Below are 13,060 nucleotides of genomic sequence, written 5' to 3' on the forward strand. Positions count from 1 at the left end.
AGCATCGGCTGTGGCAGATCCTGCGCGACATAGGTGCCCCGCGCCGGTTCGGCCTGCAGCCAGCCCTGGGTCAGCAGCTCCTGATAGGCCGCGTCCACCGTGTTGCGGTTCACGCCCAGCGCGCGGGCCAGCGCGCGCGTGCCGGGCAGACGCGCGCCCGGCCTCAGCCGCCCGCGGGTGATGTCGCGGGTGATCGCCTCGGCAATCGCCAGGAACAGCGGGCCGCCATGGCCGGGCTCGATCTGCAAGGCATAGGGCGGATGCAGCACGACTGAACTGGCCTATCCTGTTTCTTCAATACCGGCCCTTTTGCCTGGGCCAGTATTTTGCCAGACAGGCGGAAATAGCAAGAGACCGTCATGACCGCTGCCGCCTTCCCCGCCATTACCCTGCTGATCGGCCCCGCCCGTCCGCTGCCCGGCAGCCGCGCGCAAAGCGGCATCGACAAGCGCCCCGTCGCCCAGCCGCTGCCGCTGGGCCCCGAAGGCTTCGCCGGCGACGAACAGGCCGACCGGCGGGTGCATGGCGGGATCGAGAAGGCGGTGCATCACTATCCGCTGGATCATTACGCGCTGTGGCGCGCCGATCTGGGCGACGTACCCGCCCTTGCCGCGCCGGGCGGCTTTGGCGAGAACATCTCGACCCTGGGCCTTAGCGAACAGGATATTGCCGTCGGCGACACGTTCCGGCTTGGCGGCGCGGTGCTGCAGGTCTCGCAGGGGCGGCAACCCTGCTGGAAGCTGAACCACCGCTTCGGCCAGCCCGACATGGCGCGGCGCGTGCAGCAGACCGGGCGCACCGGCTGGTATTACCGGGTGCTGCAACCCGGCACCGTCGCCCCCGGCGACAGGCTGGAACGGATCGACCGCCTGGCCCCTGACTGGACCCTGCGCCGGCTGTGGCATGCGCTTTACGTCGACCGGCTGAACCGGCCCGAGCTGGAGGGCATTGCCGCCCTTGACGTTCTGGCCGAAGGCTGGCGCAAATACGCGGTCCGCCGGCTGGAAAGCGGCCGGGTCGAGGACTGGAGCGCAAGACTGGACGGCACAGCATGACCCCTCCTCCCTTCGTGATCTCGATCCAGAGCCAGGTGGTCTTCGGCCATGTCGGCAATTCGGCAGCGCTGTTTCCGATGCAGGCGGCCGGGCTGGAGGTGGCGGCGATCCCCACCGTGGTGTTTTCCAACACCCCCGATTACCCCACCCTGCGCGGCCGCGCCCTGCCGCCCGAATTCTTCTCGGACCTGTTGCAGGGCGCGCGCGAACGCGGGTTGCCGGAACGGGCGGATTACATCGTCACCGGCTATATCGGATCACTGGATGTGGCGCTGTTAGTGGCGGATTTCGTGGCCGAGGCGAAAGCGCTGAACCCGCGCCTGCGCTATCTTTGCGATCCGGTGATGGGCGATGAGGGGCCGGGTCTGTATGTGCCGCAGGCGATTGCCGATGTAATGCGCGACCGGCTGCTGCCGCTGGCCGATCTGGCCACGCCCAACCCGTTTGAACTGGCCTGGCTGACCGGGCAGCAGATCCGATCCCTGGCCGATCTTCAGGCCGCGCGGGCCGCGCTGCACCTGGCCCCCGCCGCGGATCTGATTGCCACCGGCTGCGTGCTGGACGACACCGCGGAAGGCGATCTGGAAACCGTGCTGCTTGCGCCCTCGGGCGTCAGCCGCCATCCGGCGCGGCGCCTGCCCATCGCCCTGCCCGGCACGGGCGATCTGTTCTGCGGGCTGTTGATGGCGGGGCTGGGCTGCGGCCTGGCGCTGCCCCGCGCGATCGAAACCGCCCAGCGCCTGACCGGCCGCGCGCTGGCCCATGCCAAGGCGCTGGGCGCGGGCGAAGTGGTGCTGACCGAGCCCGAATTCCGCCGCGCACTGCTTTCGCTGGGGGTCGGCTGAGGCGCGGGTGCCACAGGCATCATCGCTTGACCGGGTTTCCGGCTGAAGCGGCCTGACCTGCGCCTTTTCAGGCATGGCGCGCGGGTGGGAAAACTTCATTTTCCCATCGGTGGACTGTCGTTCGCGGCAGGCAAGACGAACGAACGGCATGGGAAAGAGCGGGGCGGCCCGAACGGCTCAGGGCGGGCGTGATCCCACGCGCTGAAGGCGCGCCCCCCTGGATTGCGAGCCGCCATATCGGCCAAATTCGCCTGCGGACGCGGCACAAGCAATCATGACCGCAGCCCCTTGAAAGGACCAGAAAAGCAAAAGGGTTTCCCTGGGGGAAGACAGCCGCTAGCATGTTTCCGGTCGTGAGGCGATGTGAATGCTGATCAGGCAGCTTATTGATGACCTTTACGATGTCGTCGTGGAACCCGGCGATGCGATCCGGTCCTGGCGCCAGACGGCAGACAATTCCGGGTTGCTGCCGGGGATCGATTTCGACGGCCAGATCATGCCCTCGCTGCACTATGCGCAATGGCGGATCGTGGCGCCGCCAAGCCTTCCGCCCGAACTGGCCGCGCCGGTCGCAGCCGCGCAAGCGCTCGTAGACCAGTGGAAAGAGGGCTACAGCCGCCCCTTCGGTCTGGCCGGCGACCAGCTTCTGGTTCCGCGGCCCGACAGTGAACCCGGCGCCGGCCTGGTGGTCTTCCTTGGCCCGCAGCTGATCGCCGGCTGGATCGCGGCGGATTTCTCGGGCGCGCGGCTGACCCCGGCCCTGATGCAGCTTCTTGTCGCCGTCTTGGCGGGCGTGCCGCTCCGCACCGGCGGCCCGGGCGACGGCCGTTCGGCCGAGACGCGCAAGACGCAGGCGCGCGAACTGCGCAACCGGCTTGGCCTTGCGACGACCGAAGAGGTCGCGCGCGTCGTCGGCGCCTTTCTGTTGCGCCGGGTGGAAGAGGCCGTCGGCCGGCGGCAACGCCCTGACAACACGGTCTTCCATGCCCATGTCGAGCGCTTCTATCCCGCCGGCGTCCAGGCGCTGGTGATCCTTGATCGCGACGGCAGCACCCATCGCATCCTGGCAATGGGGCCGGTCAATGGCCGGCCGCTGATCGTGCTGCACCCGCTGATCCTGCCCAGCATCTCGACCGAAGATCTGCAGGATCTGAACCGGCTGGGCCTGCGCCTGTACTGGCCGCTTCGGCTTGGGCAGCTTGCGCCGCACGATCCGCCCAGCTCGGAAGAGCAGACCATCCATCACGCCATCAGAAGCATCGATCTTGTGCGCAACGGCTTCTGCGGCGCGACAGCGACGCTGGTCAGCATCGCGGCCGCGTCCAAGGTGGCCGTCGCCTACGCCCGGAAACACCCCGAGCGCGTGGACATGCTGTGCCTCGCGGCGGCCTGCGTTCTGCGCGGAAGACCGCAGACGACCAGCCGGCGTCTGGCGAAAAGCATCCTGCATATCCTCGATAGCGCGCCCTGGCTGGCCGAGGGCGCCCTGCGCGTGGCGACCCGCCATCTTCTGTCAGAGCGGCGTTTCCGACGGTTCCTGACCAGCCATTTCGCCGATTGCGCGCCCGACAGCGCCGCGATCCGCTACGAGTTGAACGATGTCGCGGGTGGGCGCCGGATGAAAGAGGCGCTGGAGCTTTCGCTGCATTCGATCCGCAACGACTTTGCCTTTCAGCGCGACCTGCAATGGGATCAGGTCCGGCGGCTGAAGATGCCGGTCCATATCCTGCACGGCACGCTGGACAGCATTCACCCGCTGCCGCTGATCCGCGAACTGGTGGCCTCGCTGCCCGATGTCCAGTTGCATGTGATGCCCGACACCGGGCAATTGCTGATCGGCCGCAGCCTGCGCGGGATGTTTCGCCTGTTGGCCGGGCTTGCGCCGCCGCAGCACAGCCGCGGAACCGCGACATCGGCCCCGCCATGATCCGCCGGCTGGTCTTCGCTTTGCCGGAATTGTCGCTGAATCTGATGTTCGCCTCGGTGAACACCTGGTTTCTCTACTATCTGGTCTCGGTCCTTCACATGTCGCCTGTCCTGGCGGGGGCGGCCTTTCTGATCGGGCGCTTTCTGGACGCCGGGCTGGATTTTCCCGCCGGCCGGCTGTCGGACCGCCAAGCCCGCAGCGGCGGCCGTGTCCGCCTGATCGGTCTGGCGCTGCCCCTGGCGGCGGCAAGCCTGGTGCTGATGTGGCTGCTGCCGGCACTGTCGGGCGGGCCCGGCGCGACCATCGGGGTCTTCCTTGCCGCGACGACCGGCTTCGCGCTGTTCTCGCTGTTCTACACGCTGGCCGCCGTGCCGCGGCTGGCCATGCTGCCGGGCTATGCCCGCAGCCGTGACGCGCGGATCCGGCAGGTCGCCATGGACATGGTGCTGGCCTGGCTTGCGGTCGCGCTGGCTTCGTCGGCCTTTCCACTGATCGTCGAGCAGGCCGCCGTCTTCGCCCCCGCCCCCTTCGCCTGGAGCCTAGCCGCCGCCTTTCTGGCGCTGCCGGTGCTGCTGTTCTATCTGCCCTTCCTTCTGCTGGTCGAGGATCAGCCCCTGCGTTCGGATGCCGGATCCGGGCCGGGCTCGCTGCGGCAGGGTCTGGCGCTGCTGCGCGCGGTCGGTCTGGCGCGGCCGCTGGCACAGTTCCTTGCGCTGGTCCTCGTGCCCTTCCTCCTGCAATCCATCCTGCCCTTCTACCTTGAGATGCATGTCGGCCTGCCTGCCGACCGGCAGTTTCCGGTCCTGGGCTCGGTCTTCGCGGCGGCCTTGCTGACCTTCCCGGTCTGGTCGCTGCTTGCACGGCGCTGGCCGGCGCGCGCGCAGCCGCTTGCCGCGCTGAGCGCGACCTCGGCCGGTGCGCTGGCCATGCCATTTCTGCCCGCCGGACCGTCACCCGCGCTGTTCGCGATGGCCGCCATTTGCGGCATCGGTCTGTCGGGTCTTGCGCTGGCGGCCTGGGCGCTTGTGCCCCAGGCTGTCGAGCGGGCGCAGATGGCCGATTCCCCGCCGGGCGAGGGGCTGACCACCGCCGCCTTCACGTTTCTCAACCAGGCGGCGGCGGGTGTGGCGGCGATGATCAATGGCATCACCCTGTCGCTGTTCCGCCCCGACAGCGCGCGCGAGGCCGGCTCTGCAATCGGCAGCGCGGCCGTCATGATCGGCTGGGCCGCCGCGCTGCCCGCGCTTGGCTGCTGCCTTGTCGCAGGGCTTCTTCTGCGGCGGCGGATCCGGGCCAAGCCTGCCCCCGTGGCGTGATCGACCAGGCCCTGCCCCTGCGGCCCTTGATTGCGTCTTTATCCCCCTTCAGGGGGAAGAAATCCGATCCCGGTTGCGCTTAGCCTGCGCCAAGATCGCCTGCCCCGCCCGCGCGGCCAGTGATTTCATTTTCCAGAACCAGATCAATCGGTGAGGACATACCGGATGCATCGGAACGTGACGAAACGGATCGCCGCAGCGTTCATCGCCGGCACCCTTTGCCTGCTGGCGGGCGCCGAAGCGGCCCGGGCGACCTGCCTCTATGTCGACTGGAACGATATCTACCATCCCTTCGTGAACACCTGCAGCGTCGGGATCGATTTCCAGTTCACCGACCAGGGATCCTGCCGCGGCTGGTCCTGCTCGGGCTATGTCGGTGCCGGCGGCCGCTACGGCACCGGCGGACTGAGCGGCAATGTCGAATGGGTGGAATGCCAGTCCCCGGGCGGGATCGGTGACGTGATCGCAAGTTGCGACTCGAGCGGCCGATGTGCCTGCAAGGGTTGACCGGCCTGCGTCGGGCCACCACCGGAGAAACCGCCGTGAACCTGGATATTCAGACATGAAACGGGTCGTCTTCACCGCCGCTGCGGCGGTCTGGTCCTTGGCGCTTTCGGGTTGCGTCGATGAATACCAGGCCCAGTTCAGACAGGATGCCGCCGCGGCCTACGATTTCGGGATATCGGACACCACCGACGCCTTCACCGGCGTGCGGACGGTGCGGATGGACAGCAAAGGCAATCGTCACTGGGATGCCGATGGCAACCGGATCTACGACAGGTTCGAATCCGATCTCTGGATCTCGGGAAAGGATCGCAAGAGCCTTACGGCCATGCTCTCGATCTCGTCCGTCAGCACCGTGCGGGACGCCCGCTACGCCGCGCTTTCGGCCTGCAGGACGATTGCCTTTCTGGCTTCGGGCCGGGTGATCGAATTGCCGGTCGATTTCGATGTCGAACAGATCCGCACCATGGATCAGGTCCAGGGCCGGGTCTCGGGGCCGACCTACACCTTCCATCTGACCGCCTTCCCCCCGCTTGGCACGCTGTCTGACATCCTGTCCACGGACAGGGTGACGTTCCGCACCTGCCTGGGCGATGGCAGTTTCCACCCGAACGAGCTTGCGGCCATGCGCCAGGTCTACAACCGCGCCCTGGACGGAGGCTGAGCAACACCGGCCCGAGCCTGCGGGACCGGCTTGGACATAGGAGGATCGGCAGAATGATGGCGATGGTCACCACAGCCCGGCAGGCGATGCGGCGCACGGGATTGGCCGCGGCAATACTCGCCGCGCTTGGCCCGACACAGCTTCGGGCGGCAAGCTGCTCGGAGCTGGACGTGCAACTCGAGACCAAGGCCAATGCCCTGGCCGCCGATCTTGAATCCGGGGCGGTCGGCGGCATGTGCAATGCGCTGAACCGGCATGTCGCGCTGCTGGAAGAAATGATTTCCTTCCACGAACAATGCGGGGCCGAAATGGACCCGACCGGCCAGCAACTGGCTGAGTATCGCAAGATCATGCCGGAAACCGTCGCGGCCCGCGACCAGCTTTGCGGCGGATAGGGGCGATGCGCGGGACCCCGGGTCTGCGCGGATCGGCGCTGGCCGCCGCCCTGTCGATCGTCACGCCGCTGCCCGCCGCGGCGCTGGACTGCGCCTTCGCGGTCAAGATGCATCAAAGGGTCGTGGCGGCCTGCGAGGGGGGCGACAGCCGGGCCTGCGCCGACCTGCCGCTTTTCGAACGCAATAACGCAGCCTGCACGGCAGATGCGCCGGAGGCCATCAGCGCCGAGCGCGCGCCCGCGGCCGAACCCGCCCCGCCTGCGCCGAAACCTGCCCCGGCGGAAGGCGATCCCTTGGTCAGGGAGGTGCAGCTCCTGCTCGCCGCCGCCGGCTTTGATCCGGGGGCGGTGGACGGCAAGGCCGGGCGGGCGACCTGCGCCGCCGCCGATGCCTTTGCGGCCAGCCGCAAGATCGGTGTCGGCTGCACCGACATGGTGGCGCTGCGCGAGGCGCTGAAGCGCGCCTCGGCCGATGCCGCCACAGCGCCGCCAGCCGGCTGTGCATTGGCCGAAAGGATCACCGACGACCATGTCATCGCGCTCTGGCAGGAAAGGCAGGGCATCCTCGTCTCGGTCTTCGAGGATCACCTGCGCGATCTTCAGGCGCTTGAGACGGCACTCAAGGGCGATCTTGCGACGCTTGGCGGATTTCGCACCGCATGGCGGGAAACCGTCCTGACGGTGAAAGCCTCTTCCAAACTTGCCCTGGGGATCGGGGCGGCCGCCACGGCGCTTGCGGGCGCACCCGCGACGGCCGCAACCCTGCTGGGGGCCCTTGCCGTGATCGCCACCGCCGAACTGGCGGATGCAGCGATGCGCGACTGGTTCGGCCGCGCCCTGCTGGACGGCTCGGCCCCCGAGATCGACGTCCTCGAACTTGGCGACAAGACGATCGACCAGACCCTGAACGGGCTGATCGCGATCGTCGAAGGATCGTTCGAGATCAAGGACATCGCCGAGCGCGCCCGCAAGGAAAGCGAAACGCGCGCCCTGCTGCGGGAACAGATCGCCCGGCAGCGCCGCGACATTCAGAAGGCCGCAGGACAAGTCCGCCTGAATCGGGGCTACATGGCGTTCCTTGCCACCCTGCAAGAGGCCAGGAAGGCCTGCGCCGAGGCAAATGCCGAACCGCAGGTGCTGCTGCCCTGACCATGACCGCAAGGCATGCGGTTCGCACAGCGCCGCCCGGCCGGAACCGTCTGTTCAAGGGTTCCGGGATATCAATTCGGAAGATGAGTTTGCCCGTGCCCGACAGGTTCCGAACCACCCCGCACCGCCCTATCGCCTGTGCCCTGGCCACCAGCCTGTGCCTGTTTGCCCTGTCGTCTCCGGCCCGATCCGAGCTGTTGGTCGCGCCCGATGGCAAGGCGCATCTGGCGCTGGACGACAGCCACAGCCTGATCGTCCGCAACCCCGAACCCGGCAAGATCACCGCCGAGATCTACCGCAACGGCTATTTCCGCAGCGGGCTGATGTTCGGCAATGCGATGTTCGACCGCGACGACCTTGGCTGGGTGCGGCTCTGCGCCGAATGCGACAGGGTTGTCTTCCTGCGGGTTCATGATCAGAGTTCGACTTACGGTGCCATCGTCGGCGTGGTGATCTGGATGGACTGGCCAAACTGGCAGCTGTCCGAGCTTCCGCTGATGCGGCCTTTCGTGACCGCGCCGGATATCAATGGCCTGTCCCGCCTGATGGACAACGCGCTCGACGCTGCGGGAAACCCTGTGCAAATAGAATACCGCTTCGTGAAAGGGCATGCCGAAAGGCTTCCGTGATCGCCCGGGGGCTTCCTCGCCCACATCTCGGGGCTGCCGCGGAGTGAATCCGGCAGAGCAAGGCGTTGAAGCCAGAGTGCCGAAGCGCTTGTCCAAAGGCACCGATGCGGATGACTGTCGCGATCTGCCTTCTGGGTTTCGCGGGTCAGGCGGGCTTATTCAGCGCCGCGAGGACGGCATCGCCGCCCGTGTAAAGAGCCTGGCCGTCGACGGCGCGCGCGCCGCGGTCATCGGTGACGATCAGCTGCGGGACACCCCGGATCCCAAGCGTCGACATCAGGGCCTGCCCTTCGGCGATCCGGCGGTCGGTTTCGACCTCAAGCGCCGGGTCATCGGTGATCCTGGCCAGAAAGCCCGCCTGATCGACCCCGACATGCGAAAGGCGCGCAACCTGCAGGGCGATGCCCGCGACCACATCGGCGCGCGACGTGTCCTGTCCCCCGACATAGCGGGCCGTTTGGGCCGCGTGCAAAAAGCGCGGCTCAAGCACGGGATCGATCTGCCCAAGCGCCACAAGCGCCCGGGTCAGCGCCATCGAGCTGAAGATGCCGCCGCGCGCACGCATCACGCCCTGGTGGTAACCCTCGGTGAAGGGCTGGCCGGTCAGGTTCTGGATGCGGCTGTCGTTCTTGGAGGCATGGTCGGCGATCGCCGCGACAGGACGGGGCTCGACAAAAAGGCCGGTGGGCATCAGCCGCAAGCGGTCGCCATGGATTTCGGCGACCCGTTTCAGCGCCGGGGCTGCGGCATAGCACCAGCCGCAGAGCGGATCGAAAAGATAGCTGAGCCGGGCATTCGGGGTCATGGCATGTCCTTTTTCATCGTGCCACGCGGATCTAGTGTTTCCTGGATCGAAAACACAGACCATCCTATGAGCATCAGTGTTGCGTAATATGAGCGGATAAATGCTTGATCGGATCATCGCCGCGCAGGTCTTCGTCGAAACGGTCGAACGCGGCAGCGCCACCGCTGCCGCGGAGGCGCTTGGCATGTCGCGCGCGATGGTGTCGCGCTATCTTGCCGCGATGGAGGATTGGGCCGGCGCCCGGCTACTGCACCGATCGACCCGCCACATGTCGGTATCGCCCGCCGGAGAAGAGGCGCTGACCCGATGCCGGGCGTTGATCGGGGTCGCCGCGGGCATATCGGGCCGCGCCGCCGAGACGGCAACGCCACAGGGCGAGATCCGCGTTGCCATGCCCGGAGCGCTGGCGGATGCGGTGTTTCTGCCGATGCTTCGCGACTTTTCCGACCGCTATCCAAGGGTGTCCATCGACCTCCAGGTCACCGACCGGCTTGTCGATCTTGTCCAGGACCGGATCGACGTTTCCCTTCGGATCACAAGCGCGCTTGACCGCGCCATCATCGCCCGCCGCCTTGGCGGTGTCGGCTCGGTTCTCTGCGCGGCACCCGCGTTGCTGTCGCGGATCGGACAGCCGGAAACGCCCGAAGCGCTCGCAGATCGGCCTTGCATAAGTTACGCGCAGTTGGGTGGCAAAACCTGGACCCTGTCAGGCCCGGACCGGACCGTGAGGGTCGAGGTCGCCGGGCCGCTTCAGACGAACGAAGCCTATCTGCTTTTGCGTGCCGCACTTGAGGGGATCGGCATCGTCATCCTGCCGGCCTTCGCCGCTGCGCCGCATATCGCCAACGGAAACCTCGTTCATCTTCTGCGCAGCTGGAAGCCAGCGGAATTGTCGCTTTACGCCCTTTACGCTTCGCGTCGGAATTTGCCCGCCACCACGCGCGCGTTCCTTGATTTTGTCGCCGGCAAGATCGGAGGAAGCGCCCTGTTCCGCTCTGGCTGAACCATTGTTCCGCCGCTGGGCTTGATGCCCTGTGCCTGGTCGCTTCTGGGCGCGAAGCCGCCCTGCGGCGGCGCGGCCAGCAGTGACGCGCCCCAGACGCGGCAGCGTCGACGCCCCGGCCAGGCCCCCGCAAACCTCGATCCATGCGGCTTTGTCGCATTTCCGAAAGCTGCGCCCTGCCGTTTCGGATGCGAAGCCCGGTGGGCCGTACCCCCTAAGCTGTTCCGTCTGCTTCCATTTTCGCGAACAGGCCTTTCCCCGCCCTATGGCAGGTCCTGGCCGCTTGGCGCAGGCTCGATCAGTTCAAGCACAAGCCCATCGCGGGGGTCTCGCAAATAGACGATCCGAGCCCCCTTGTTCGGCCCGGCATTCACAACGGCGATCTCGCCCATCAATTGAAGCGACCATTTCCCGGCCTCGATCATGGCGTGATCAAGATTTGCAACGTTGAAGCCCAGATGCAGCGAGCCAAGGTCACAGGGGCGCGGACGAAAATCCGCACGATCTTCCGGCGCGGCATAGCACAGCAGCTCGACCGTCGCCGAACCGTTGCGCATATAGGCCACCTCGACGCGCGCATTCGGCACCCCGGTCACGGCCGAGATCATCGCGGGGTCTCTTGTCGCGCGCGACAGGGTCTCGAAGCCGAAAAGCGTCTGAAACATCGCTTCGGAATGGTCGAGATCGGCAACGGTTATGCCGGTGTGATTGACAGTCATGGCCATGTCTCGTCTCCGTAAGGTGCGTTCACCGGGCAAGAAAACCTCCGTCGACGGCAAGCACATGGCCGGTGACCATCGCCGCCGCAGGGCTGCAAAGATAGAGAACCGCCGCCGCCGCATCCCGCAAGCTGCCAAAGCGACCCAGCGGCGTCGCGGCCAAAAGCGGGCCGGCAGTGCCGGGCTGATCAAGGAAATCCCTGTTGAAATCGGTGCGGATCCAGCCCGGTGCCACCGCATTGACCCGGATACCGGCCGCCCCCCATTCCACCGCCAGCGCCCGGGTCAGATTGACCAGCCCCCCTTTCGAGGCATGGTAAGAGGCAATCGGATAGAAGCCGCCGCCCGACACCGCCATGATCGAGGCGATGTTGACGATGGCGCCGCCGCCGCGCTGAAGCATGGTGGGCTGAACGCGACGGCAAAGCTCGAACCCCGCGTCAAGATTGACCGCCATTGCCTGACGCCAAAGCGCGGGCACCAGCTCGGCCGCGGGGCTGCGCTGCACCATGGCGGCGTTGTTCACCAGGATATCGGCGCCCCCGCACCAGTCGGTCAGCGTCGCGAACAGCCGATCCAGCGCCGCCGCATCGGTGATGTCGGCCGTCACCGGCAGGCAGGCGATCCCCTGATCTGCCAGGCCTGCGGCGCTGGCCTCCAGCGCGGCGGTGTCGCGGTCGACCAGCACCACCGCCGCCCCCGCGGCCCCCAGCAGCCGTGCGGTTTCCAGCCCGATCCCGCGCGCCGCCCCGGTGATCAGCGCGGTGCGGCCGGTCAGGTCGAACAGCCCCTGCAAGGCACCGCGCATCATGCGACCAGCAACAGCGGCGCTTCGATCAGCCGCTTCAGCTGCTGCAGCATCCGCGCAGCCGCCGCGCCGTCGATGGCCCGGTGATCGACCGACAGGGTCAGGCGCAGGCGCCGCACCTCGACCGGCTGGCCATCCCGCAGGGCCAGATCGGTTTCGATGGCACCGACGGCAAGGTTCATGCTTTGGGGCGGGTTGATGATCGCCGAAAACGCGCTGACGCCAAACATTCCCAGGTTCGAGATGCCCGCAAGCCCGCCGGTATAGTCCTCGGCTGCGAGCCGGCCCTCGCGGGCCCGGCCGATGGCCAGCCGCGCCGCATCCGACAGCGCCCCCAGCGACAACCGGGCCGCATCGCGCAGAATGGGGGTGATCAGCCCGGCATCCAGCGCCACGGCCATGCCCAGATCGACCTGCCGATGGCGCACCATCCCCTCGTCGGTCCAGGTGACCATGGCCTCGGGCGTCCGGGCGATGGCCAGCGCATAGGCCTTCATCACCAGATCGTTCACCGTCAGCTTCGTCTCGGCCCCGCCATCGGCCAGCGCCGTGTTCAGCTGTGCCCGCAGGTCCAGAAGCGCGTCGGCCTCGCAGCGGATTTCCAGATAGAAATGCGGCACCGTCTGTTTGGAGTCCACCAGCCGGCGGGCGATGGTGCGGCGCATGGCGCCATGCGGCTCGACCTCTGTGCCTGCGGGAAGCGCGGCGGGGATGGCGGCGGGCGGTGCTGCAACCGGGGCGGCGGCCACCACTGCGGCCACCGGCGCAGGCGCGGCACCCCGCTCCGCCGCTTCGCGGATATCGGCGGCGATGATGCGCCCCTTCGGTCCGCTGCCCCGCAGGCCTTCGGTTTCCACCCCCAGATCGCGCGCAATGCGGCGCGCCAAAGGCGAGATGCGGCGCGGGGGGTCATCCGCCTCGGGCGCCGAAAGGGCAGATGCAGCTTGTGGCGCAGCCGGCGCCGATGCAGCGCCTGTCGCGGCCGGCTTTGCGCCGGATCTGCCGTCACCGATCAGCCCGATCACCGTCTCGACCGGCACATCCGGAGTGCCGCCTTCGACAAGGATCCGTTCCAGGAACCCGTCGGCGGGCGCGTCGATATCCAGCGCCGCCTTGTCTGTTTCCAGCTCGGCCAGGATATCGCCCTTCTTGACCGGCGCCCCCAGCGCCACATGCCAGCGGACCAGCTTGCCCGCGACCATCGACGGGGACAGCGCCGGCATCAGGATTTCAACCGCCATG

At 67.4% G+C, this 13,060-nt stretch carries 15 protein-coding genes; 10 read left to right on the forward strand and 5 right to left on the reverse strand.

The annotated features are described in order from the left end of the window. Nucleotides 1–269: GntR family transcriptional regulator (locus K1Y73_RS12475; RefSeq protein WP_225028628.1), on the reverse strand; the 269-nt coding region annotated here is incomplete at its 3' end. Between the two features lie 90 nt (nucleotides 270–359). On the opposite strand from K1Y73_RS12475, the gene K1Y73_RS12480 reads away from it, so the two are divergent. The 9 genes from K1Y73_RS12480 to K1Y73_RS12520 all read left to right on the forward strand — a co-directional run bounded on the left by K1Y73_RS12480 (nucleotide 360) and on the right by K1Y73_RS12520 (nucleotide 8,483). Next, on the forward strand, nucleotides 360–1,055 hold the full coding sequence (locus K1Y73_RS12480; protein WP_225028629.1) for an MOSC domain-containing protein: 696 nt from the start codon (nucleotides 360–362) through the stop codon (nucleotides 1,053–1,055). Next, nucleotides 1,052–1,900 (forward strand): pyridoxal kinase, encoded by an 849-nt coding sequence (pdxY, locus tag K1Y73_RS12485; protein ID WP_225028630.1) that lies wholly within the window; start codon nucleotides 1,052–1,054, stop codon nucleotides 1,898–1,900. Before K1Y73_RS12480 ends, pdxY begins: the two co-directional genes overlap by 4 nt. Nucleotides 1,901–2,267: 367 nt before the next feature. After that, nucleotides 2,268–3,827: an alpha/beta fold hydrolase gene (locus K1Y73_RS12490; protein WP_225028631.1), complete on the forward strand. Its 1,560-nt coding sequence runs from the start codon at nucleotides 2,268–2,270 to the stop codon at nucleotides 3,825–3,827. Next, nucleotides 3,824–5,143, forward strand: coding sequence for an MFS transporter (locus K1Y73_RS12495; protein ID WP_225028632.1), 1,320 nt, complete (start codon nucleotides 3,824–3,826; stop codon nucleotides 5,141–5,143). The genes K1Y73_RS12490 and K1Y73_RS12495 overlap by 4 nt, the downstream gene beginning before the upstream one ends. A gap of 165 nt (nucleotides 5,144–5,308) precedes the next feature. Next, on the forward strand, nucleotides 5,309–5,650 hold the full coding sequence (locus tag K1Y73_RS12500) for a hypothetical protein (RefSeq protein ID WP_225028633.1): 342 nt from the start codon (nucleotides 5,309–5,311) through the stop codon (nucleotides 5,648–5,650). A 55-nt stretch (nucleotides 5,651–5,705) separates the two neighbouring features. Continuing rightward, nucleotides 5,706–6,311 (forward strand): hypothetical protein, encoded by a 606-nt coding sequence (locus K1Y73_RS12505; protein ID WP_225028634.1) that lies wholly within the window; start codon nucleotides 5,706–5,708, stop codon nucleotides 6,309–6,311. Nucleotides 6,312–6,364: 53 nt separating this feature from the next. Continuing rightward, nucleotides 6,365–6,706, forward strand: coding sequence for a hypothetical protein (locus K1Y73_RS12510; RefSeq protein ID WP_225028635.1), 342 nt, complete (start codon nucleotides 6,365–6,367; stop codon nucleotides 6,704–6,706). A 5-nt stretch (nucleotides 6,707–6,711) separates the two neighbouring features. Next, the gene (locus tag K1Y73_RS12515; RefSeq protein WP_225028636.1) at nucleotides 6,712–7,854 is read left to right on the forward strand and encodes a hypothetical protein; all 1,143 of its coding nucleotides are present in this window, start codon (nucleotides 6,712–6,714) and stop codon (nucleotides 7,852–7,854) included. Between the two features lie 95 nt (nucleotides 7,855–7,949). Continuing rightward, nucleotides 7,950–8,483, forward strand: a complete 534-nt coding sequence (locus K1Y73_RS12520) for a hypothetical protein (RefSeq protein ID WP_225028637.1) — start codon at nucleotides 7,950–7,952, stop codon at nucleotides 8,481–8,483. Nucleotides 8,484–8,628: 145 nt separating this feature from the next. Here K1Y73_RS12520 and K1Y73_RS12525 read toward each other — a convergent pair whose 3' ends face one another. Then, the gene (locus K1Y73_RS12525) at nucleotides 8,629–9,474 is read right to left on the reverse strand and encodes a DsbA family protein (RefSeq protein ID WP_225028638.1); all 846 of its coding nucleotides are present in this window, start codon (nucleotides 9,472–9,474) and stop codon (nucleotides 8,629–8,631) included. On the opposite strand from K1Y73_RS12525, the gene K1Y73_RS12530 reads away from it, so the two are divergent. Further along, nucleotides 9,473–10,291 carry a LysR family transcriptional regulator gene (locus K1Y73_RS12530; RefSeq protein WP_263626620.1) on the forward strand — a complete coding sequence of 273 codons (819 nt, stop codon included), beginning with the start codon at nucleotides 9,473–9,475 and terminating at the stop codon, nucleotides 10,289–10,291. The two genes, K1Y73_RS12525 and K1Y73_RS12530, sit on opposite strands and share 2 nt — an antisense overlap. A 263-nt stretch (nucleotides 10,292–10,554) precedes the next feature. On the opposite strand, the gene K1Y73_RS12535 is transcribed toward K1Y73_RS12530, so the two are convergent. From K1Y73_RS12535 to K1Y73_RS12545, 3 genes are read right to left on the reverse strand one after another with little or no spacing between them, the layout of a single operon-like run. Then, the gene (locus K1Y73_RS12535; RefSeq protein WP_225028640.1) at nucleotides 10,555–11,016 is read right to left on the reverse strand and encodes a VOC family protein; all 462 of its coding nucleotides are present in this window, start codon (nucleotides 11,014–11,016) and stop codon (nucleotides 10,555–10,557) included. Between the two features lie 22 nt (nucleotides 11,017–11,038). After that, nucleotides 11,039–11,818, reverse strand: a complete 780-nt coding sequence (locus K1Y73_RS12540; RefSeq protein WP_225028641.1) for an SDR family NAD(P)-dependent oxidoreductase — start codon at nucleotides 11,816–11,818, stop codon at nucleotides 11,039–11,041. Next, complete coding sequence (locus K1Y73_RS12545; RefSeq protein WP_225028642.1) at nucleotides 11,818–13,059, reverse strand: dihydrolipoamide acetyltransferase family protein; 1,242 nt, start codon at nucleotides 13,057–13,059, stop codon at nucleotides 11,818–11,820. The genes K1Y73_RS12540 and K1Y73_RS12545 overlap by 1 nt, the downstream gene beginning before the upstream one ends. Nucleotide 13,060 lies beyond the last annotated feature (1 nt).

This window comes from Xinfangfangia pollutisoli (genome assembly GCF_020179405.1).
GTDB lineage: Bacteria > Pseudomonadota > Alphaproteobacteria > Rhodobacterales > Rhodobacteraceae > Pseudogemmobacter > Pseudogemmobacter pollutisoli.

Excerpts from the sequence above, each read along its gene's own strand:
- K1Y73_RS12480 (WP_225028629.1), top strand. The coding sequence starts at position 360 with ATGACCGCTGCCGCCTTCCCCGCCATTACCCTGCTGATCGGCCCCGCC.
- pdxY (WP_225028630.1), top strand. The coding sequence starts at position 1,052 with ATGACCCCTCCTCCCTTCGTGATCTCGATCCAGAGCCAGGTGGTCTTC.
- K1Y73_RS12490 (WP_225028631.1), top strand. The coding sequence starts at position 2,268 with ATGCTGATCAGGCAGCTTATTGATGACCTTTACGATGTCGTCGTGGAA.
- K1Y73_RS12495 (WP_225028632.1), top strand. The coding sequence starts at position 3,824 with ATGATCCGCCGGCTGGTCTTCGCTTTGCCGGAATTGTCGCTGAATCTG.
- K1Y73_RS12500 (WP_225028633.1), top strand. The coding sequence starts at position 5,309 with ATGCATCGGAACGTGACGAAACGGATCGCCGCAGCGTTCATCGCCGGC.
- K1Y73_RS12505 (WP_225028634.1), top strand. The coding sequence starts at position 5,706 with ATGAAACGGGTCGTCTTCACCGCCGCTGCGGCGGTCTGGTCCTTGGCG.
- K1Y73_RS12510 (WP_225028635.1), top strand. The coding sequence starts at position 6,365 with ATGATGGCGATGGTCACCACAGCCCGGCAGGCGATGCGGCGCACGGGA.
- K1Y73_RS12515 (WP_225028636.1), top strand. The coding sequence starts at position 6,712 with ATGCGCGGGACCCCGGGTCTGCGCGGATCGGCGCTGGCCGCCGCCCTG.
- K1Y73_RS12530 (WP_263626620.1), top strand. The coding sequence starts at position 9,473 with ATGTCGCGCGCGATGGTGTCGCGCTATCTTGCCGCGATGGAGGATTGG.
- K1Y73_RS12525 (WP_225028638.1), bottom strand. The coding sequence starts at position 9,474 with ATGCCAAGCGCCTCCGCGGCAGCGGTGGCGCTGCCGCGTTCGACCGTT.
- K1Y73_RS12535 (WP_225028640.1), bottom strand. The coding sequence starts at position 11,016 with ATGGCCATGACTGTCAATCACACCGGCATAACCGTTGCCGATCTCGAC.
- K1Y73_RS12540 (WP_225028641.1), bottom strand. The coding sequence starts at position 11,818 with ATGCGCGGTGCCTTGCAGGGGCTGTTCGACCTGACCGGCCGCACCGCG.
- K1Y73_RS12545 (WP_225028642.1), bottom strand. The coding sequence starts at position 13,059 with ATGGCGGTTGAAATCCTGATGCCGGCGCTGTCCCCGTCGATGGTCGCG.